Source organism: Brevibacterium limosum, assembly GCF_011617705.1.
In the GTDB taxonomy this organism is placed as follows: Bacteria; Actinomycetota; Actinomycetes; order Actinomycetales; family Brevibacteriaceae; genus Brevibacterium; species Brevibacterium limosum.
Window position 1 is genome coordinate 2,396,235 of sequence record NZ_CP050154.1, and the last position, 20,868, is coordinate 2,417,102.

20 protein-coding genes are annotated in these 20,868 nt (G+C 65.2%); 8 read left to right on the forward strand and 12 right to left on the reverse strand.

Annotated elements, in window-relative coordinates; all coding sequences use genetic code 11:
• Positions 1–12 precede the first annotated feature (12 nt).
• Positions 13–1,938, reverse strand: coding sequence for a calcineurin-like phosphoesterase C-terminal domain-containing protein (locus GUY37_RS10760; protein WP_166825401.1), 1,926 nt, complete (start codon positions 1,936–1,938; stop codon positions 13–15).
• A 216-nt stretch (positions 1,939–2,154) separates the two neighbouring features.
• On the opposite strand from GUY37_RS10760, the gene GUY37_RS10765 reads away from it, so the two are divergent.
• The 4 genes from GUY37_RS10765 (at position 2,155) to GUY37_RS10780 (ending at position 6,600) form a co-directional block, all read left to right on the forward strand.
• The gene (locus GUY37_RS10765; protein WP_152347991.1) at positions 2,155–3,429 is read left to right on the forward strand and encodes a magnesium transporter MgtE N-terminal domain-containing protein; all 1,275 of its coding nucleotides are present in this window, start codon (positions 2,155–2,157) and stop codon (positions 3,427–3,429) included.
• Positions 3,430–3,431: 2 nt separating this feature from the next.
• Positions 3,432–3,983 (forward strand): DUF1003 domain-containing protein, encoded by a 552-nt coding sequence (locus tag GUY37_RS10770; protein WP_166825403.1) that lies wholly within the window; start codon positions 3,432–3,434, stop codon positions 3,981–3,983.
• Between the two features lie 69 nt (positions 3,984–4,052).
• Positions 4,053–5,174 carry an Mrp/NBP35 family ATP-binding protein gene (locus GUY37_RS10775; protein WP_166825406.1) on the forward strand — a complete coding sequence of 374 codons (1,122 nt, stop codon included), beginning with the start codon at positions 4,053–4,055 and terminating at the stop codon, positions 5,172–5,174.
• A 4-nt stretch (positions 5,175–5,178) separates the two neighbouring features.
• Complete coding sequence (locus tag GUY37_RS10780; protein ID WP_166825409.1) at positions 5,179–6,600, forward strand: polysaccharide deacetylase family protein; 1,422 nt, start codon at positions 5,179–5,181, stop codon at positions 6,598–6,600.
• Between the two features lie 62 nt (positions 6,601–6,662).
• Here GUY37_RS10780 and GUY37_RS10785 read toward each other — a convergent pair whose 3' ends face one another.
• The gene (locus GUY37_RS10785; RefSeq protein WP_166825412.1) at positions 6,663–7,118 is read right to left on the reverse strand and encodes a twin-arginine translocase TatA/TatE family subunit; all 456 of its coding nucleotides are present in this window, start codon (positions 7,116–7,118) and stop codon (positions 6,663–6,665) included.
• 82 nt (positions 7,119–7,200) lie between these two features.
• On the opposite strand from GUY37_RS10785, the gene GUY37_RS10790 reads away from it, so the two are divergent.
• On the forward strand, positions 7,201–7,533 hold the full coding sequence (locus GUY37_RS10790) for an MGMT family protein (protein ID WP_166825415.1): 333 nt from the start codon (positions 7,201–7,203) through the stop codon (positions 7,531–7,533).
• A 36-nt stretch (positions 7,534–7,569) separates the two neighbouring features.
• The gene (locus GUY37_RS10795; RefSeq protein WP_152347985.1) at positions 7,570–8,205 is read left to right on the forward strand and encodes an O-methyltransferase; all 636 of its coding nucleotides are present in this window, start codon (positions 7,570–7,572) and stop codon (positions 8,203–8,205) included.
• A gap of 79 nt (positions 8,206–8,284) precedes the next feature.
• Here the strand turns inward: GUY37_RS10795 and GUY37_RS10800 are convergent, their stop codons facing one another.
• From GUY37_RS10800 to dapE, 6 genes are all read right to left on the reverse strand, one after another.
• Complete coding sequence (locus GUY37_RS10800; RefSeq protein WP_064485784.1) at positions 8,285–8,455, reverse strand: DUF3117 domain-containing protein; 171 nt, start codon at positions 8,453–8,455, stop codon at positions 8,285–8,287.
• A 117-nt stretch (positions 8,456–8,572) separates the two neighbouring features.
• Positions 8,573–9,808, reverse strand: a complete 1,236-nt coding sequence (locus GUY37_RS10805) for a hypothetical protein (RefSeq protein WP_166825418.1) — start codon at positions 9,806–9,808, stop codon at positions 8,573–8,575.
• Positions 9,805–10,146 carry a DivIVA domain-containing protein gene (locus GUY37_RS10810; RefSeq protein ID WP_166825421.1) on the reverse strand — a complete coding sequence of 114 codons (342 nt, stop codon included), beginning with the start codon at positions 10,144–10,146 and terminating at the stop codon, positions 9,805–9,807. The genes GUY37_RS10805 and GUY37_RS10810 overlap by 4 nt, the downstream gene beginning before the upstream one ends.
• Before the next feature lie 35 nt (positions 10,147–10,181).
• Positions 10,182–11,081 (reverse strand): dihydropteroate synthase, encoded by a 900-nt coding sequence (folP, locus tag GUY37_RS10815; protein WP_228278141.1) that lies wholly within the window; start codon positions 11,079–11,081, stop codon positions 10,182–10,184.
• Positions 11,078–11,914 (reverse strand): LOG family protein, encoded by an 837-nt coding sequence (locus tag GUY37_RS10820; RefSeq protein WP_166825424.1) that lies wholly within the window; start codon positions 11,912–11,914, stop codon positions 11,078–11,080. The genes folP and GUY37_RS10820 overlap by 4 nt, the downstream gene beginning before the upstream one ends.
• 5 nt (positions 11,915–11,919) lie before the next feature.
• Complete coding sequence (gene dapE / locus GUY37_RS10825) at positions 11,920–13,086, reverse strand: succinyl-diaminopimelate desuccinylase (protein ID WP_166825427.1); 1,167 nt, start codon at positions 13,084–13,086, stop codon at positions 11,920–11,922.
• A gap of 41 nt (positions 13,087–13,127) precedes the next feature.
• On the opposite strand from dapE, the gene dapD reads away from it, so the two are divergent.
• Positions 13,128–14,072 carry a 2,3,4,5-tetrahydropyridine-2,6-dicarboxylate N-succinyltransferase gene (gene dapD, locus GUY37_RS10830; protein ID WP_152347980.1) on the forward strand — a complete coding sequence of 315 codons (945 nt, stop codon included), beginning with the start codon at positions 13,128–13,130 and terminating at the stop codon, positions 14,070–14,072.
• Positions 14,073–14,784: 712 nt separating this feature from the next.
• On the opposite strand, the gene GUY37_RS10835 is transcribed toward dapD, so the two are convergent.
• The 3 genes from GUY37_RS10835 to fdxA all read right to left on the reverse strand — a co-directional run bounded on the left by GUY37_RS10835 (position 14,785) and on the right by fdxA (position 17,766).
• The gene (locus tag GUY37_RS10835; protein WP_152347979.1) at positions 14,785–16,068 is read right to left on the reverse strand and encodes a citrate synthase; all 1,284 of its coding nucleotides are present in this window, start codon (positions 16,066–16,068) and stop codon (positions 14,785–14,787) included.
• Positions 16,069–16,317: 249 nt separating this feature from the next.
• Positions 16,318–17,436, reverse strand: a complete 1,119-nt coding sequence (dapC, locus tag GUY37_RS10840) for a succinyldiaminopimelate transaminase (protein WP_166825430.1) — start codon at positions 17,434–17,436, stop codon at positions 16,318–16,320.
• Between the two features lie 3 nt (positions 17,437–17,439).
• Entirely contained in the window at positions 17,440–17,766 is a 327-nt protein-coding gene (gene fdxA, locus GUY37_RS10845; RefSeq protein ID WP_039210571.1) for a ferredoxin, read from the reverse strand.
• Between the two features lie 190 nt (positions 17,767–17,956).
• Between fdxA and GUY37_RS10850 the strand changes: the two genes are divergently transcribed.
• The gene (locus tag GUY37_RS10850; RefSeq protein ID WP_166825433.1) at positions 17,957–19,042 is read left to right on the forward strand and encodes a GNAT family N-acetyltransferase; all 1,086 of its coding nucleotides are present in this window, start codon (positions 17,957–17,959) and stop codon (positions 19,040–19,042) included.
• Positions 19,043–19,104: 62 nt separating this feature from the next.
• Here GUY37_RS10850 and GUY37_RS10855 read toward each other — a convergent pair whose 3' ends face one another.
• On the reverse strand, positions 19,105–20,865 hold the full coding sequence (locus GUY37_RS10855) for a VanW family protein (protein WP_228278142.1): 1,761 nt from the start codon (positions 20,863–20,865) through the stop codon (positions 19,105–19,107).
• Positions 20,866–20,868 lie beyond the last annotated feature (3 nt).

The window sequence follows — 20,868 nt, forward strand, 5'->3', positions numbered from 1 at the left end:
CCTTCAGGAGCGTCAGTCGTTGCGCGCCGACTGCGCCTCTTCGGAGTCGAGACCCAACGGATCCCGGACTTCCTTCTTCTGCTGAGCATCGAAGCCGTCCTGACGCAGCAGCTTCTGCGATTCGGTCTTCGCCGCGGCGTCGTCCTCGACCACGGTGAATCGGACCGTCTGGGTGAAGTCACGACCGTAGCGGTCGGTTCCGGCCACCTCGGCAGTGTGGGTGCCCAAGTCGAGATCCGAGGGGATCTCGGTCCGCCACAGGTGCGAACTCGACTGGCCGACGTTGCCGGAGGTGCGCAGATTCTGCGACGCCGTATACGGATCGGTGTACTCCCAGCCCTTGGCCAGAGCCTCGCCCCTGCCCGGCTGAGTATGCTCGGACTGCTTGGGTGCCTTGCCGTCGAAGCTGACCTCCACGCGAGCATCGGAGGTGCCGGCGAGGAAGCTCGAAGTCAGCCAGGTCTCACCCTGTTCGAGGTCATCGCGGGTGACCACGCGCTCGGACACCGGCTTCGGGGCATCGCCCTCCTGATCAGCGTCCTGCCATTCCTGTGCCTTCTGCGCCCAGTCACGCCACTGCGGGGAGTTCACTCCGAGCAGCAGCTGGTGGTCGTCGGACTCGTTGCGCACGGTGTAGCGTTCGCTGCGCGAACCACCGTCGTACTCGAGGGTGAGCACACCCGGCTCCGAAGCGTCCTGGGTGAATGAGTATGGCAGCCCGTCGGCATTGAGGCCGCCGGAGTACCAGTCGCCGGAGACGGCGCCGGCGACGATCTGGGTGTTCGGCAGCTTCTCGATCCCGGCCTCGGCCCATTCCTTCCGCGTCTCCCCTGCGACGAGGTTCTCCTGAGTGTGCGTGTGTCCGCCGACGGTCACGGCGTTCGGGTAGTCGGCGATGACGTCGTAGAAGTCCTTCGCGTTGTCGACGACGACCTCTTTGTGCGTGAGGATGGGTGCGTGGGTGGCGATGACGACCTGAGCGTTCTTCGGCACATTCTTCAGATCGTTCTCCAGCCAGGTCAGCTGTTCCTCGGAGATCTTCTCCTTGTACTTCTTCCCGTTCGCCTTGCCCTCGTACTCGATGCTGTCGAGGACGACGAAGTGAGTCTTGCCGACGTCGTAGGAGAAGTACGAGGGTCCGAACTGATCGCGGAAGGTGTCGAGGGCGTGAGAGTCATCGACTGCGTCATAGTCCTGGTCGTGGTTGCCCGGTGCCGCTCGGACGGGCCCGTTCGTCTGCGAGTAGATGTCACGCAGTTCGTCATTGAGGCTGAGGTCGTCACCGACGTTGTCACCGAGCAGGAGCACTCCGCAGCCCCCGTAGTCGTTGCGGTCGGCGAGGTCGCCGACGGCTCCGTCGCGGGCGTAGCCCATCTCGGTCTTGTCATAGGCCTGGGTGTCGGCGGCGATCGGGCAGTTCTGGTCGTCTTTCGCCGTGGCCGTCGACTCGATCATCGGAAAGTTCACGGCCTTCGGCGTCTCGCCCGTCGGTTCGATGCCCCCGAATTCGAGGTCGCCGGAACCGTCGGGCAGATGGTTGTAGCTGAACTGCGCGACCTTGTCCTCATCGACGGGCACCTGCCACCCGGAGGGCTGAGTGATCGACACGGTCATGTTCTCACGCACCGGCAGCTCATAGCGGCCGTCTCCGTCGGTCTGGACGACGTCGACTCCGTTCGACACCGCCACGCCGGACACGCCCTTCTCATCACCGTCGAGCTTCGAGTTCTCGTTGACGTCGTCGAAGACCTGACCGGTGAACCTCTCCGGGTCGTCGGCCTTGCCGCGGTCGACCTGGACGTGGCCTTCGTAGAGTTCGGGCGGTGCGTCCGCGGCCATCGCCGAGGAGGGCGAGAGAAGCGGGGCGAAGAGCGAGAGCGCGGCGCAGGCTCCCAGGCCTGCGGCAGCGGTGCGCGGGCGGATTCGTCGTGTCTGCATGGATTTCTCCTGTATTCGACTGTGGCGGGTTCTGCCGAGAGATGACCCTAGGGAGACGGGGCGACAACGAGGTGAAGAGGACAGGACTGCTTGATGAATAGGAGAAGAGTCCGAGTGGAACCCGACGCCCACAGCGCTCACCGCCGGGGAATGTGATCTGGCTTCAATTCGCCGAGGCGGCCGCTCAGAAGTCCACGCACCACGTAGTCTGAGACCATGAGTGGTCCACCGAAAAGAGTCTTCGTCGCCCGACTCGTCTCCGCCCCCGTGTTCGACCCTCTCGGAGATCAGGTCGGCAGGGTCCGAGACGCCGTCGTCGTCTACCGGGCGACTATGCGGCAGTTCCCCCGGGTCATCGGCCTCGTCGTCGAGGTACCGGGTCGGCGGCGCGTGTTCGTGCCGATGGGCCGGGTCACCGCGATCGACTCCGGGCAGGTCATCACCACGGGGCTGGTGAATATGCGCCGCTTCGAACAGCGTGAGTCGGAGACACTGGTGATGAACGATCTGCTCGACCGGCGTCTGCGTCTGCGGGACGACGATTCGCCGGTGCTGATCGAGGACGTCGGCATCGAACAGCAGGTGAACAAGGACTGGGAGGTCACCCGGCTGTTCGTGCGGCGTGTGCCCGAACGCAGCGCCTTCGCCGCCTTCCGCCGCCGCGGTGAGACCAAGCAGATCGACTGGACGGATGCCGACCATCCGGTGGATTCCGAGGTCGACCAGGAAGCCACCCAGCTCATCGCCGCCTATCAGGACACGAAGCCGGCCGACCTCGCCGATGTGCTCTTCGAGATGAACTCAGCCCGCCGTCTTCAGGTGGCCCGGGCGCTGGATGACGAACGTCTCGCCGATGTCGTGGAAGAGCTGCCGGCCGAAACCCAGATCGAAATCCTCACCGGCCTCGAAACCGAACGAGCCGTCACCGTGCTCGAGGAGATGGCCCCCGACGATGCGGCCGACCTCCTCGGTGAACTCAGCGATGATCAGGCCGAACGGTTCCTGACCCTCATGGAGCCCGATGAGGCCGAAGATGTGCGCACACTTCTGGCCTACGACGACGACACCGCCGGTGGTCTGATGACGACCGAACCGGTCATCCTGACCCCGGAAGCCACTGTCGCCGAAGCCCTGGCCCATGTCCGTCGGGAGGACCTGCCGGCGGCCCTGGCCGCTGCCGTCTTCGTCTGCCGTCAGCCGGTGGAGACCCCGACGGGCAAATATCTGGGTCTCGTCCATATCCAGGAGATGCTGCGGCATCCGCCGCATGAGGCGGTGGGCATCATGTTGGACACGGAGGTCGAACCGCTGTCGCCGGAGACTCCACTCGGCGAGGTGGCGAAGCTGCTGGCCGCGTACAATCTGGTGTCGGTGCCGATCACCGACGAAAACGATCGCCTCGTCGGTGTGGTCACCGTCGACGACGTCCTCGACGAGCTTCTGCCCGAGGACTGGAGAACCACCGGTCGTGACGATCGCAACAGGGGGTAGATATGGCCGTCGATGACTTCGAGATCCCTCGGTCGAGCAAACGCCGCCTGCCGAACTTCACCGTCTCCCCCGAGACATTCGGACGCGGGGCCGAAGCCTTCGCCCGGTTCATGGGCACTCCGGCGTTCCTCGTCGGGATGACCGTGTTCTGTGCCGTGTGGCTGCTGTGGAACACTCTGCTGCCCGAATCGTGGCAGTTCGACCCGCGGTCGCTGAACTTCACACTGCTGACCCTCATCCTGTCTCTGCAGGCCTCCTATGCGGCCCCGCTGATCCTGCTCGCGGAGAACCGCAGCACCGACCGCGACCGGGTCGAGTTCGAACACGACCGGCAGCGCGCCGAACGCAACCTCGCCGACACCGAGTACCTGGCACGGGAGGTGGCGGCGCTGCGCATCGCCATGCGCGAAGTCGCCACCCGAGACTTCATCCGCTCCGAACTCAAGGATCTGCTCAAGGAGCTGGAGGAGGAGAACAGACAGGACGGGAACCAGACCGAAGAGGTCGACTCCGACCCTGCAGAACAGCGCCGAGGCGGCCCCAGGGGCAGATGACGAGACAACGGCCGAAGCGGTAGGGTTGAAGCCTCGGAAGCACTGATCCGGGAAGGAAAGGACGTGGGCATGACTGGTCCCTCTGAGGACGCCGTGAGAGAGGCACTGACCGGCGTCATCGACCCGGAGATCCGCCGCAACATCGTCGAACTCGATATGGTCGAATCCATCAGCATCGACGGCGGCAAGGTCACCGTCACGGTTCTCCTCACGATCGCCGGGTGCCCCCTCAAGGACACGATCACCAGAGACACGGAAGCCGCAGTGGCCCGTGTCGACGGAGTCACCGAGGTGGCCGTCGTCCTGGGCACGATGAGTCCCGACCAGCGCAAGGCGATGAAGGAGAAGCTGCAGGGCAGCGGTACCAGAGACATCCCGTTCAATCGCCCCGAGTCCCTGACCAAGGTCTATGCCGTCGCGTCCGGAAAGGGCGGCGTCGGCAAATCGTCGGTGACCGCGAACCTCGCCGTGTCCCTGGCAGACAAGGGGCTGCGCGTCGGAATCGTCGATGCCGATATCTACGGCTTCTCCATCCCGGGCATGCTCGGTCTCTCCGGAAAGCCGACCCGAGTCGATGAGATGATCCTGCCGCAGATCGCCCACAACGTGAAGGTGATGAGCATCGGGATGTTCGTCCCGCCGAGCCAGGCCGTCGTGTGGCGCGGCCCGATGCTCCACCGCGCCCTGCAGCAGTTCCTCACGGATGTCTTCTGGGGCGACCTCGACGTGCTGCTGCTCGATCTGCCTCCCGGCACCGGCGATATCGCGATCTCCGTGGCACAGCTGCTGCCGGGTTCGGAGCTCCTCGTCGTCACCACACCGCAGTCAGCGGCCGCCCAGGTCGCCGAACGCGCCGGATCGATCGCAACTCAGACGAAGCAGAAGCTGGCCGGGGTCATCGAGAACATGTCCTGGATGGAGATGCCCGACGGCACTCGAATGGAGGTGTTCGGGTCCGGCGGCGGCGCCAGTGTCGCCGAGAACCTCTCCGCCGCCCTCGAGCACGAGGTTCCGCTGCTCGCCCAGATCCCACTGGACACTCGACTGCGCGAAGGTTCGGACGCCGGCACCCCGGTCGTGCTCGCCGACTCCGAGTCGCCTGCCGCTCAGGCCTTCGAGACCCTCGCCGAGTCGCTGCGGCGACGCAGCAGGGGCCTGTCGGGCAGATCCTTGGGACTGAGCCCGGTCTGAGTCGGTGTCTCCCCTCTCCCCTCGCGACACCCTGGTCTATTCTGTCTTCGCCGCTCTCAGCACCCTGACCGTTCTCGTCCTCCTGGCCGGAGCCGTCGTCACGGCCTTCCGGGACGGCCCCGCCCCCAAGCAGTCGGCAAAAGCTGCACAGAGGGTGACCGCTGCCGAGAACCGGGAGGCCCTGTCCGCCGCGATGCGCAGCTATGCTGTGGTGTCTGAGAAGCGCACACCCCGCTTGGACATCCACACCTTCGGCCTGCCCGGGGCCGACTCGCTCAACTCGGCGATCGAAGCGAGTGTGCTGTCCGCGCTCGAGCAGTCCGGCGCCTTCGCCGCACGCGCCGCCTTCGACCCTGTGCAGACAGCGCCGGTCCATCGGTGGCCGACGACGGCGTTCGCACCCGCTCGGACGACCCCCGAGGCGGGCCGCGCATACCGATCCGACCCGCGCACCGTCGACATCCGCACCCGCATGCTGGCCGCCGGCGGGGACTTCGTCATCACCGCCGTCAAGACTGACTCACCGCGCCCACAGACGCGACTGCTGCTCACCGACCTCGCCCACGACCGCACCATCGATGCCCGCCGGCTCTTCGCCGCACCCGTCGACCCCGCAACCGTCGGCGCCGATGACACCGGCACACTGACGATCGATGACGCCCCAGTCTCCGACGCCGATCTCTCCTCCATCGGCCACCGAGTCCAGACGGCGCTGCACAGCGGCCTCGAGCTGCCGCAGCCCGGCGATCAGCGGTCCCCGGACTTCTCCTGTGCGCTGCTGCCCTGTGTGGCCCTGACCTATGACGATGGCCCCGGAGAGGCGAAGACCGAGCAGGCGATCCTCGATGCCGCCGATGAGGCGAACATCCGGCTCACCTACTTCTTCCTCGGGACCAACACCGAGGCTGTCCCCGAGGTCGCCGAGCGGATCATCGCAGCCGGACACGAGGTCGACAATCACACTTTCTCGCATGTGCGCATGGACACGACCTCCTCGGCGACGAATCGAAAGGAGATCGACCGGACCGGACGGTCGCTGCGGTCGGTCGGGGTGAAGGAGCATCCGCTCGTCCGCCCGCCCTACGGCGCCCTCGACAGACGCGCCGCACATGCTCTGGGCGACCCCGCGATCATCTGGGACGTCGACACCGGAGATTGGCAGCACAGGAGTGCCGAGAAGACGGTCAGCCGCGTGCAGTCGCAGGCACGCCCCGGTTCGATCGTGCTCATGCACTCCATCCATCACACGACCGCAGAGGCGGCGCCGGCGGTCTTCTCGGCCATGGCGGACGAGGGGCTCTACGCGGTGACGGTGCGTGAGCTCTTCTCCGGAATCGAGTTGAAGAAGGGCGGATCGTACTTCTGCCGCGGCTACGCCGATGAGCTGTGCTCGAATCCCGAGCATCCGGCAGTGATGAAGAACTGAGCGGGATCCCCCACCGCTCTCGGGGTGCATCCGATGCGGTGCCGACGCTGTCGGCGGCGATCTCAGGTGGCTTCGGGGTCGAACGGCGCCGCACCCGACCGGTCGCGCAGATCCACCTGGGCCTGGAACCGTTCGATGGGTGATCTCTCTCGGGCGGGGGCCGCCTCGGTGCCGGTCTGAGTGGAGACGGCGGCATCCGAGGAATCAGCGGGGAGCGACTCCGGGGAGGTGCGTTCGTGACGTTTGGACTCGCGGATGGCTGCGTCCTCTTCGACGAGTGCCTCGCGAACGATCCGCCGCGGATCGTACTGACGCGGGTCGAGCTTCTGCCAATCCACGTCCTTGAAGTCGTCGCCGAAATCGCGCTGGACGCTGTCCTTCGCGCCTTCGGCCATCCGACGCATCTGTCGAACGAGGTCCCGCAGCTTCTGAGCGTATTCGGGCAGGCGTCTTGGTCCGATCACGACCAAGGCCACAACGACCAGGATCACCATTTCGGTGCCGTTGATACCCAACATGGTCTCAAGTCTACCGTGGACGGCGGTAGCATCGACTCATGGTCAGCACAGGTTCGACACCCCGATCCTGCCGGGAGGCGCAGTGGACGAGGTAGCCGTCGAGCGGGTGCTGCGCATCGTCGAGCTCGTCCCCGCCTCGCGCGTCGTCGCCTATGGGACGATCGGTGCCGTCGCCGACTGTTCACCGCGCTACGTCGGTCGGGTGATGCGGGAATTCGGGTCGAACGTCACCTGGTGGCGAGTCGTCAACGCAGCCGGGATTCTGCCGCCGGAGATCTTCGCTCGAGCCCGCGCCCATTGGGCTGACGAGGGCACTCCGCACTCGCACGAGCGTGTCGATCGCACGGCGTTCCTCGATGTCGATGAGCTCGATCAGCTGTGGCGCACCCACGGAATCGAACCCGAATGCGGTTAGACTTGGGACAACTCAGCAGCAGAAGGGAGGGGCCGGTTGGCACGCGAAAATGCAGGTGATCTCACCTTCTCGGAACAGTACAACGGTCCCGATCCGCTGCTCGACGCCGCTCGCACCCACTCTCATGAGTTCGGGATCGCACCGGTCTCCCAGACCACGGCGAAGACACTGACGCTGCTGGCCCGACTGCTCACTCCCGTGGCCGCAGTCGAGGTCGGCACCGGAGTGGGAACATCGACGCTGTCGCTGCTGCGGGGAATGCCCACCGCCGGGATACTGACGTCCATCGACACGAATTCGACGACCCAGAGCGCCGCGCGAGACCTCGTCGATATGGCCGGGATCAGGCCGGGGCGGCTGCGGCTGATGAGCGGCCGTGCCGAAGAGGTGCTCAAACGGCTCGCCCCGTCGGCCTATGACATGGTCTTCATCGACGTGGAACCGGGCAGCTTGGAGAGGATGATCCAGCCCTCGCTGCGACTGCTCGACTCTCAGGGCCTGCTCGTCATCCACAAGACGCTGCTCAAGGGCGCCGTCGCCGATCCCGTCGACCGCAGCCCGCGCACCCAGGCGGCCCGCAGCATGCTCAACCGCATCGCCGAGCAGGAACACCTCGAGAGAGTGCTGCTGCCCATCGGAGAGGGCCTGCTGCTCCTGCAGAAGACACAGTGAATGCGACAACAGCAGAGACTTACATGTAAGTCTCTGCTGTTCGTGCGGTTTCGATCGGCCGTGCGCTGCGGCCGTCGGCTCAGAGCCCCAGTGTCTGGGCGAGAGTGTCGTGGAGTCCGGTGGCTTCATCTCTGCTGAGCTCGATCACCAGGCGACCTCCGCCTTCGACTGGAAGCCGCATCACCATGCTTCGGCCTTCTTCGGTCACTTCCAGAGGTCCGTCGCCGGTGCGGGGTTTCTGGGCTGCCATATGGGCTCTTCCTTCCGTTGTCATGCAAAGACGGTTCACACCCGGTGGACCGACTGTTGTACTTGAGATTATTCCATGATCCGCGCGTTCCCGGTAACTCTCTCACCCGACGGAGGGTCACGGGGGCAGATCGGCGGGCGGAGTGAAGTGCCACAGGTAGGCGACCCAGACGATCTGAAGCAAGACATAGGCCACCAGCATCGCGGCCCGATAGCCGCGGGAACGCACCAGCGCCAAGGTCAGCGCCATCGGAAACAGAGGCAGCAGCAGACGCAGGGTGGACGTCTGGGGGTTGAAGAAGATGAGCAGGTAGATGCCGTAGCCGAGGCAGAACAGCTGCAGGGTCCGTCCCATCTGCGCTCCGGCCGGCGAGAAGATCAGGGCCAACATTCCGGCGATGACGATGACGAGCAGCACCGGGCCGAGCGGACCGATGAGGTTGATCGACTGGGCCACCCATTGCACGACGAACGTGGTCTCACCGGTGTGCCAGGCCGCCTCGGTGTCGGTATAGGCCGTCAGCGATCCCGTCGCCCACCACGCATGGACGGGGTGGATGAGGGCCGCTGCGCAGGACAGCACACCCAGGGTCCAGGATCGGGCCGCTTCGCCGATCGGATACGGATCGCTGCGGCGGCGAAGGAAGCGGTCGATGAGGTGGAAGAGCATGAAGAACGAGAACGCCACACCGATCGGCCGGGACAGATCCATGAAGACGACGACCGGGAGCGCGGTGAGATAGCGTCGTTCGACGATGAGGAACAGCGCCGTCGCCTGGAGCAGCAGGGTCAGGGATTCTGCGTATCCGGTGGAGAAGATCGCAGCCGGTGGGAAGAACATCACCAGCGCCAGCCCCATCAGCGCCTGACCGGCATCGACGTACTTCCGGAAGAGGTGGAGGATGACGATCGAGGCCAGACCGGCGGCAATCGTGGACACGATCGGCGAGATGACCTCGTAGCTCAGCCCCGTGAGATCGGCCAGAGTGGACACGATCGACGGGTGCAGCGGATAGAATGCCCACTGATTCTCCGCGACCGCTCCCGACTCGTCGACGGGCAGGACGCGGGGATAGCCTTCGTCGGCGACGCGACCGTACCAGCCTCCGTCCCAGAAGTTGAGGAAGTCGTTCAGGGTCGTCGTCACCGGGGAGGATGACCAGTTCGCCGGGTCCTGGCGTTTGAGGACTGCGGCGAAGATCGACAGGCTCACGACGCGGGAGGCGAAGTACACGGCCACGGCCTGAAGCCACACCGGCAGAGCTATGAACAGAGCGCCGAGGCGGCTGAAGCGGGAGGAGTCGAAGGCTTCGGGGGCGAGAGTGATTCCGGGCAGGTCTGCGGGGCGGCTCATCGTGGTCCGGCAGCCGCTTCCGGCCCCTCAGAAGATGCGGTCGGGGTGGTGGGGGTGGTTGTGGGTGCCGCCCCGGTCCCGACCGCAGATTCGAGTTCACCCAGGCGTGCGCGCAGCACTGCCATGGCCTCATCGACGTCTTCCATCCGATAACCGCGCAGTGCGGGGCGGAATCGCACGGCGTCGAGGTCGTCGCTGGTGAATTCCTCAGGCAGGCCGGTCCAGCGTTCCTCAGCCTCATCGACCGTTTCGGAGGAGAAGACGTTGAAGGTCGCCGCGACGACGAACACGAGGACGAAGACCGCAGCCGCGACACCGATCACAATCCACAAAGGCATGGCACCATTTTCGCATAGGCGCGTGCCCGGACCGCTCAGCGCAGTCCGCGTACGGTGTGTTTCGGCGCCGCCTCACCGGTGATCGCCAAGGTCACGGCGATCGCGTCCGCGGTGGCTCGCACATCGTGGGTGCGGATCAGCGCCGTCCCCTTCTCGATGGCCAGTGCGGTCGCGGCGATCGTGCCGTACAGCCGGTCCGCTGGACCGACGGCGCCGATGGCCTCTCCGACGAAATCCTTGCGTGAGATCGCCAGCAGCACCGGATAGCCGGTGGCGGTGAACCGGTCGAGTTCTCGCAGCAGCCGCAGCGAGTGGTAGGTGTTCTTCCCGAAGTCAGGAGTGGGATCGATGATGATCCGTTCCTCGGGCACGCCGGCTGCGCGGGCCGCCTCGGCGAGTTCGATTACGCCTGCCAGGGTGGAGCCGACGACGTCCCCGGCCCGCAGGCCATAGCGGCTGCGGTGGGCGTCGGTGCGCGGGCTCAGGCCCCCGGTATGGGAGCAGACGATGCCGACATCATGTCGGGCGGCCACCTCGGCGAGCTCCGGGTCGACCCCAGCCCACGTGTCGTTGAGCAGCCCGGCACCGGCCCTGCAGGCGGCCTCGGCCACCTCATGGCGCCAGGTGTCGACGCTGATGAGCACTTGCGGGTGAGCCCGGGCCACGGCTTCGATCGTCGGGCACACGCGGTCGATCTCCTCGTCCACGGAGATCTCCCGCCCGCGGCCGGCACGCACTCCCCCGATATCGACGATCTGGGCACCCGCGCAGGCGGCGCCCTCCACTGCGGTGATCGCCTGGTCGAGGGTGGCGGCCGATTCGTAGAACGAATCGGTGGTGCGGTTGATCACGGCCATGATCGCCGGGATTCCGGGCTGAGCTCGGGCCAGGTCGAACCGCTCGGCCTCCGGCTGTGCTGAGGTGTCGCCTCTCACGATCTGCCGTTCGCAGGCTTGTCCGCGGTGGAGACCTCGCCGTTCGGATTCGAGCCAGGTCCGATCGCGGCGACGACTTCGTCGATGTCGTCGGTGAGGGTGAACATGCGCAGGTCTGCTTCGGTGATCGTTCCCGAGGCGAGGAGGGTATCGCGCATCCAATCGACGAGGCCCTGCCAATAGCCGGTGCCGAAGAGCACGATCGGGAATGAGGTGACCTTGCCGGTCTGGACCATGGTGAAGGCCTCGAACAGCTCATCCAGCGTGCCGAAGCCGCCGGGCATGACGACGAAACCGCGCGAGTATTTGAGGAACATGGTCTTGCGGACGAAGAAGTAGCGGAAGTTCACGCCGAGTTCGACATGCTCGTTGAGACCGGTTTCGAAGGGCAGCTCGATGCCCAGACCGATGGACACTGCACCGCCCTCGCACGCACCGTGGTTGCCGGCCTCCATGATTCCGGGTCCCCCGCCGGTGATGATCGAATTGCCGTTGTCTGCGAGGCGGCGGGCGATCTCCCGGGTGTCCGCATAGGCCTGAGTGCCGGCCTTCAGTCGGGCGGAGCCGAAGATCGACACGGCCGGTCCGATCTCGGCCAGAGAGCTGAAGCCTTCGACGAATTCGGCTTGGATCCGCATGACTCGCCACGGATCCTCGTGCACCCAGTCGGTGTCCGACTTCGATTCGAGGAGGCGTTGGTCCGTCGTCGTCGCCGGCACCTGGTCACCGCTCAGTCGTAGCGGCCCCTTGTTGTAGAAACCAGGGTCGACCGCCGGGTCGCCGGTCGAATCGTCTGTCGAATCGCCTGTCGAATCGTCTGTCGATCTGGCCATCTCGTTCACCGGCCCTGGAGGTAGCTGCGCAGAGTTGCGGTGGCCTGTTCCACCTCGGTGACTCTCACATGCTCATCCGACTTGTGGGCATACAGCGGATCGCCGGGACCGAAATTCACCGCCGGAACGCCGAGCGCGCTGAACCGGGACACGTCGGTCCAGCCGAGCTTCGGAGCCGGGGACAGTCCGAGAGTGTCGATGAAGTCTTGGGCGATCGCCCTGTCGAGCCCGGGACGTGCGCCCTCGGCGGCATCGGTGACGACGAGGTCGAATCCGTGGAAGAGCTCGCGCAGAAATCCTTCGGCCTCGGCCGCCGACTTGCTCGGGGCGAAGCGATAGTTCACGGACACGACGCATTCGTCGGGCACGACGTTGCCGGCGACGCCCCCGCGGATGTTCACAGCGGAGAGGGATTCGCGGTAGTCGAGGCCGTCGACCGTGACGGTGCCCGTCTCGAACTCGGCGAGCCGGGTGAGCACCTCGGCGGCTGAGTGGATCGCGTTGACGCCCATGAAGGCGCGGGCCGAGTGGGCGCGCACACCGGTGGTGGTGACGTCGACGCGGATGGTCCCGTTGCAGCCGCCTTCGACGGAGGCGTTCGAGGGTTCGCCGAGGATCGCGAAGTCACCGGCCAGCCAGTCCGGGTGGCTGCGGGAGACGCGGCCGAGCCCATTGAGCGAGGCATCGACTTCCTCGTGGTCGTAGAAGACCCAGCTGACATCGCGGTTCGGGGCGGACAGCGCGGCCGCCGTGGACAGCTGCATCGCCACTCCGGCCTTCATATCGCACGCCCCGCGGCCCCAGATGACCTCGTCGTCGGGGTAATCCGCCCCGGTCAGGTGAGTGCGCACGGGCGGGAGATTGTCTTCGACGGAGACGGTGTCGAGGTGGCCGGCGACGACGATGCGTTCGGCCAGGCCCAGGTGCGTGCGAGCGATGATGGTGTCGCCGTCGCGGAGGATCTCCAGGTCCGGTCCCGGGCCCGCGCTGATCCTCTCGAGCACGTCGACGACGGCATCGGCCAGTGTTGTCTCGTTCCCGGACACGGATTCGACGGCGCACAGGCGACCGGTGAGTTCGCCCGGGTCGCCCAGTGCGGCGAACAGGTACTCACCGAGGTCTCCGGTGGGTGCGAATATGGCATCAGTCTCAGCAGATGGATCGACAGTCATGTCTCTTAGCCTAGTACGGCGCCACCGTCTAGGCTTGAGGCATGACAGAACGCATTGTTTCCGCACGTGGACTCGCCACGATTCATTCCGACACCGTCCTCTCTGTTTGGTACCCCGCGCTGAGCACCGGTGATACCCATGACACCGCCGAGGAGGCCGCCACCGCCCGCGCCGTCGACGATGGCCTCAACGCTCTGGTGGGCACCGATGAGGCTCGCGGCACTCACTCCGAGGTCGTCACCACCACGATCGATCTGGACGCCGGCCCCGCCTCGGCGGCCGATGCCTACCTGCGTCTGCACGCCCTGTCCCACCGCGTCGTGGCCCCGAACGATGTCAACCTCGACGGCATCTTCGGTCATATCGCCAATGTCGTGTGGACGTCCTTCGGCGCCTGTTCGCCCGAGGACTTCGAGGCCACCCGCGCGAAGCTTCTCGGTCGTGGACCCGTCGCCGTCTACGGACTCGACAAGTTCCCGCGAATGACGGACTTCGTCATCCCCTCCGGCGTGCGCATCGCCGATGCCGACCGTGTCCGCCTCGGCGCTCACCTGGCACCGGGCACAACGGTCATGCACGAAGGCTTCGTGAACTTCAACGCCGGCACGCTCGGCTCGGCCATGGTCGAAGGACGCGTCTCCCAAGGCGTCGTCGTCGGTGACGGATCGGATATCGGCGGCGGAGCCTCGATCATGGGCACGCTCTCCGGCGGCGGCACGCACCGCATCTCCATCGGCGCGGGCAGCCTGCTCGGCGCGAATGCCGGAGTCGGCATCTCCATCGGTGACGACTGCATCGTCGAGGCCGGCCTCTACATCACTGCCGGCACCCGTGTGACGGTCCCCGGCGAAGACGATGTCGTGGTCAAGGCCGCCGAGCTCAGCGGGAAGAACAACATCCTCTTCCGCCGCAATTCGGTGACCGGCACCGTCGAGGCGATCGCCCGCGACTCCAAGGGCATCGCGCTCAACCCCGACCTGCACTGACCCGCGGGCCAGCCGTGCGCTGCGCGATTGCGGATCGGCGATGACGACTGGGCCCGAGCGGAAACACCTGTGCCGAATCACTGAGGGCGCGTTCACATCACGTGGACGCGCCCTCAGCGCATTCACCTCCCCGCCGGCACCACAGCGCATTCACCTCCCCGCCCCGCCCTCAGCGCATTCACCTCCCCGCCGCGCAGGCACCCACATCCGACATGCTTCGCGACACGACACCCTCCTAGCATCAATACACCTCGTGACTTCCACAACGCCCCGCTCCTGCCGGAGGTTATGGCACGAAAGGTGAGGGGTGCTCAGGCAGTTGTATGAAAAGCCGCCAGCGGTGAGGGATGCCGGCACACGAGACAAGCCGCTCGCACGCCGCGTTTCGGCGGCCCCAACCTGCATCCCTCACCCGCAACAGGCTTAACATACAGGCTTAACATACTGGTCCTGCAGGAGGATCTGCCGCTGAAGGTGAAGGATGCGCAGGTGCCTGTAGGAGAAGCCGCCAGCAGTGCAGACAACCGGGAACGGTAGGACGCGTCTGAAGCGGTGAGGAAGGCTGCGAGAGGAAGGTGGGACGCGATGAGTGAATGCGCAACGGCGCCGGACAGACGATTCTGCTCCGACGCCGTTGCGTCTGCCGCGGCAACCCTTGTGCCGTGGCGGCACTCAGCCGTCTGCGGTGACGCGGACTTCTGAGTTCCGGGACTCAGCGTTCGCTGATGTCCTTGTAGTCGCGGTTGTAGGCGCCGGTGTAGATCTGGCGCGGACGACCGATCTTGGTCTCGGGATCCTTGATCATTTCACGCCACTGAGCGATCCAGCCGGGCAGACGGCCGACCGAGAACAGCACGGTGAACATGTTCGTCGGGAATCCGAGAGCCTTGTAGATGAGCCCCGTATAGAAGTCGACGTTCGGGTAGAGCTTGCGCTCGACGAAGTAGTCGTCGGCCAGTGCGATCTCTTCGAGCTGCTGAGCCAGTTCGAGCAGCGGGTCGCCGCCGGAACGGGCGAGGACCTCATCGGCGGTCTTCTTGATGATCTTCGCGCGCGGATCGTAGTTCTTGTACACGCGGTGACCGAAGCCCATCAGACGGACGCCGTCTTCCTTGTTCTTCACGCGCTCCATGAACTTCTTCGGTCCGTCGTCGGATGCCGAGATCTGCTCGAGCATCTCGAGGACGGCGGAGTTCGCGCCGCCGTGCAGGGGTCCGGCCAAGGCGTTGACGCCGGCCGAGATCGACTGGAACACATTGGCCTGCGAGGAGCCGACGAGACGAACCGTCGAAGTCGAGCAGTTCTGCTCGTGATCGGCATGGAGGATGAACAGCTGATCCATGGCCTTGACCGCCAGCGGATCCGGCTCGTATTCCTCAGCGGGAACGCCGAAGTTCACACGCAGGAAGTTCTCCACGAGGCTGAGCGAGTTATCCGGGTGGATGACCGGCAGCCCCATGTTCTTCCGGTGCGCGAGAGCGGCGATGGTCGGCATCTTCGCGAGCAGGCGGAACGAGGAAGTGTCGATCTGCCCTTCGTCAAAGACATCGAGGTCATCTTGGTAGAACGTCGACAAAGCCGCGACGGCAGCTGCAACCATAGGCATCGGATGAGCGTCGTACGGGAACGCGCGGAAGAAGCGTCGCAGGTCCTCGTGGACGATGGTGTGTCCGCGCAGGCGGGCGTCGAACGCGTCGAACTGCTCCTGAGTCGGCAGCTCACCGTAGATGAGGAGGTAGCAGACTTCAACGAAGTTGGACTGTTCGGCGAGCTGTTCGATCGGGTATCCGCGGTACTGCAGAACGCCCTCGTCACCATCGATGTAGGTGATGGACGACGAGGTGGTCGCGGTGTTGGCAAACCCTGGATCGTATGTGACCGCGCCGGTCTCTTTCAGCAGAGAACCGATACGGTATCCGTTGTTGCCCGCTGTCGCTGACACCTCGGGCAGTGTCAGCTCCGTATCAGCGATCCTGAGGTTCGCCTCCGAAGTCATTCGATCTCCTCACCGTTGATCGACCTCAAGAACTTCCTGAGGTGTCTTGCACAGTTCTTTCAAAGACTACCGACAACTGCGGGAATCAGAAAATCACTGCACCCTTCATTTACCGGCCAGTAATGCCTCTGATGTGGGAAGATACCGACTTTTTTGTCCTGCATGAAGTCTTAGCGGGAGCTTAGCGGACGCTCGGAAACCATCGGATTCCTCGTGCGAAGTTCCATCGACTCCCGGGCGAAGGTCCGTCTACGCGCCGGCTCGCAGACGTTCGGCCGCGGCCTGAATGCGTTCGTCGGCTACGGTCAGCGCAATCCGCACATGATCGGCAGCCGCCGCTCCGTAGAACTCGCCGGGACCTGCGACGATGCCGAGTTCGGCGAGGTCTGCCAGGGAGTCCCAGCAGTTCTTGTCCGCGGTCGACCACAGGTAGAGACCGGCGGTCGAATGGTCGATGCGGAATCCGAAGTCTTCGAGTCCGGCTCGCAGCCGGACACGCCGTGACCGGTAGGTCTCCTTCTGTGCCACCACATGCTCGGTGTCGCGCAGGCCGGCGACCATGGCTTCCTGGATCGGGAAGGGCACGATCATACCCGCGTGCTTACGAGTTCGGGTGAGATCGGAGATGAGCTCGGCATCACCGGTGACGAACGCCGCCCGATAGCCGGCGAGGTTCGACTGCTTCGACATCGAATACACGCTGAGCACGCCCGCATAGGATTCCCCCGCGGCCGAGAGCACACTCGGCGCCGGTTCATCGGACTTCCAGTTGAGCAGTCCGTAGCATTCGTCCGAGGCGACGACGACTCCGGCGGCACGAGCACGGCGGACCACCTCGGCGAGGGTGTCGACACCGAGGACCTCGCCCGTCGGGTTGCTCGGAGTGTTGATCCACAGCAGCCCCACGCCCTCCAACGAGGCTCCGTCGACGATCTGCGCGGCGTCGATGCGACGGCATTCGACTCCGGCGATCGTCGCACCCATCTCATAGGTCGGGTAGGCGGCTGACGGACAGGCGACGACCAGGCCGCGCTCACGCAGGCCCAGCAGCGTCGGCAGCCACGCCACGAGCTCCTTCGAGCCCACGGTCGGCAGAACCTCGGTCGCGGGGTCGAGCTGTACCGAATGCCAGTTCTCGTACCACCACGCAATTGCTTCGCGCAGCTGCAGGGTCCCGGCAGTCGTCGGATACCCGTGGGCGTCTCCGGCCTCGGCCAGTGCACGACGGATCACCTCGGGGGTGGGGTCGACGGGAGTGCCGATGGAGAGGTCACACATTCCGTCGGGATGCTCGGCGGCCCGGCGACGGAATTCGGTGAGCCGGTCCCACGGGTAGTCCGGCAGGTTGAGTCCGAAAGAGTTCGTCATCGTTCAGTCGTCGTGGTTCTGCGGCGGCAGGGCGGCGATGATCGGATGGTCCTTGCCGGTGTTGCCGAGCTTCGCCGCGCCTCCGGGCGAACCGAGGTCGTCGAAAAATTCGACATTGGCCTTGTAGTACTCTTCCCATTCGTCGGGCACATCGTCTTCATAGAAGATGGCCTCGACGGGGCACACGGGTTCGCACGCACCGCAGTCGACGCATTCGTCGGGATGGATGTAGAGGCTGCGTTCGCCCTCGTAGATGCAGTCGACGGGGCATTCGTCGATGCAGGCCTTGTCCTTGAGGTCGACACAGGGCTGGGCAATGATGTACGTCACTGGACTGACTCCTCGAAAGACTCACAGATGGTGCGCATATAGACTCCACAATACGCCTTCGCCCGATTCCCGTGACCACCGGTGTCAGGTGATTCACATTGCATCTGACATCCCCGCTCACGCCTGCGCCCCGGCGGGACCGCCGTGTCATAGGGTGGGAGGGCATCATTTTCGCGGAGGAAGGCCAGAAGTGGACGATCTGCAGCCCGGCAGACGAGTGGTCGTGCGGTATTCGCTCAACCCCGGTGACACCCATTCGACGTCCGATGCCCTCGGCGTCGTCACAGCCGTCGACGAGGCGGGGCTCGAGATCGATACGAAGCGCGGGCCCTTGCGCATCGCTCGCGACCAGATCCTCCTCGTCCACGAGGTGCCGCCGGCTCCGACGAAGGCCGGACGCACCCACGAGATCGTCTCCGTCGTGGATCTGCGACGCATCTCCGCGTCCGCCTGGCTTCCCCACGATGTGTCCTGGCTGCACGTGGAGAACCTGCGCAACGAAGGCACCGAGGCGGCCGCCCAGGTCAGCCTGCTGCAGAAGGGCTGGCTGCTGCGCAGTTCGGAATCCGCGACCCGCCGGGCCAATTCCTGTCTGCCGGTGACCGATTCCGGTCTGGGCTGGGAACAGGGACTCGACGCCGTCGAGGCATGGTATCGGGCTCGAGGCAGGCCCAGCCGCATCCAGATCTACTCCGCCGACGATTCCTCAGCGCTGGCGCCCGAATGCGAAGGGCTCGCTCCCCTCCTCTCGGCTCGCGGCTACACACCCTCCGAGGCGGTCCTCCTGCTCACCGGTGCCACCGCTGAGGCGGCCGGCGGTGTGTCCTCCCCCGCCGAGGCGGCCGCGCCCGGCCTGATCATCGACGTCTCCGATGCGCCGACCGATGAGCATTTCGCCGCGTGGACGTCCCAGCGCAGCCCCGGTGACGAACCGGGAGCGGAAGGGGCGTTCCGCACGCTCATCGAAGCCGATCAGCCGTGTGAGTTCGTCACCGCCTATGCTCAGCATCCCGATGGGTCTCGGTCGATGGTGGCGGCCTGCCGAGTGGTCGAGCGCAGCAAATGGGGTGTCATCACCAACCTCATCACTCGCCCTGATCTCCGCCGACGAGGCGCCGGACGGTCGGTGGCCGGTGCCGCGGCAGCGCTGCTCGCTCAGCGCGGAGTCCGGTCCTACCTCGTCGACATCGAGTCGAGCAATGAAGCGTCGGTGAACCTCTTCGCCTCTCTCGGGGCGACCGTGCGTCACCGGTCCTGGTACGCCGAAGCAGACTGAGTGGCCGGGATCGGCCGCGGGCTGCGGCGAAACGGCTCAGAGTGAGGCAGACTCGTACAGGCTCAGCCCTTGCACTCAACCTCGTTCACCGGCCGGTACACCGTGGTGAAGCCGTCTTCCGTGGTCCTGCCCGAAGCGATGTCCTTCATCGTCCGGGTGATCCGGATCGACCAGCCGCCCTTCGGCGACTGCGGGGTGCACGAGGCTCCGCTTTCGGTGACCGACCCCGGTGAGGTGTGGTTGAACCGGTCCGAAGCGTCGGCCGAGACCTCGTACTTCTTGGTGCCGAAGACCTTCGCGTGGACTTCACCGTCCTTGAGGTACATGTCGAGGACGACCGGGGTCTTCGAATTGTTCGTGAACTTCATGTCGATCGAAGACCAGTCGAGGGTCGACTCCCGACCTTCGGGGTACCGGGAGATATAGCGGGAATGCGCCTGGTGTTCATCGAGGTCGAAACCGGCGAAGAATGCGGCATTGAACAGTGTCGTCGACACCTGCGAGACTCCTCCGCCGTAGTCTTCCTTCATCTGCCCGTCGGAGATCACGCCGGCAGGTTTGTAGCCGTTCGCGGCGGTGCGCTGGCCCAATGCTTCGTTGAGGGAGAACTGCTCACCGGGCTGGAGCACGGTGCCGGAGACCTTCTTCGAGGCCACCCGCAGGTTAGTGTCGCGGTTGGGTTCGGAGCTGTACCCGGTGGAGAAGTGCGACACCGTGTCGGACACGTCCGCTTTCTTCGCGTCCTTCGTCGTGAACTCGGGTCTGACGGAGGCCAGAGTGACGCTGGGCTTGTCGTCCTTGCCGTTGATGGCGTCGGTGACCGCCGTGGTCAGCTCTTTGGCCTTGATCCCGATTCCATCGCGGGAGGGCACGACCTCGGGCTTGCCGTCCTTGATCTCGAAACCGGCGTCTTCGGCCGGTCGTCCGATGTCCTTGTTCGCAGCCAGCACCGACTTCTGCAGCTCGTCCTGATCGAAGACCGGTTTGAGTTTCGAGTCCTCGGCCTTGAAGGTCAGAGTCTTCGCAACGATCTTCGGGGACACGGTGAGATCACCGCCCTTGACCTCGGAGTCCGCATCCTTCGCCGGCTTCGCCGTGATCGTGAGGTCCTTGCTCACGGCGTCTTTCGCGAAACCGTCGGCAATGTCTTCGGCTTCGGCCGTGGTGATATCGGGATCGATGCTCGTCGGGCTGACCGGCAGAGCATCCTCGGTGCGCAGCCAATGCTCGTCGACGGCCGTGCGCACATCTGCGGAGTCGACGGTCTGGCCCTTCCTGCCGTCCTTGACCTTCGGCGTAGTCTTGTCGAACTCGAGTTCTGCGTCTGTGGGTTCGACGGCGAGGGATTCTGTGACCTTCGAGGTCTCCTTGTCGAACTTCTTCTCGTCGACGTCGATGACGGGATCGATGTCGTCTTCGCCGAACAGGCGCTGCCAGATGACGGTGGGGTCGAGGCTGAAGCCGGTGACGCGGTCGACCGTGGCTTCGGCGTCGAAGGTGATTCCGGCCTTGTCCGGGTCGAGCTTCGCGGTCGGCTCCCCTGCCTTCAGGACGATGACCTTCTCCGCGTCGTCCCGCAGTTCACTGCGCAGGGTGGTCTCGGCATTCGTCGCGGACTTGCCGCCGATGTCGATTCCGGCCACGGTCGTCCCCGGGGCCAGCACTCGTCCGCTGAAGAAGCCGATGATGACGTAGACGGCGGCCAGCACGAGCACTGCCAGGAGGATGAAGGGCCAGACCCTCTTCTTCCGGGCATCGCTGCCGGACGGGTCGGGCCCGCCGGGGTTCGAGGTTCCATCGGACAAGGTCGTGGTCGGCATCATTCT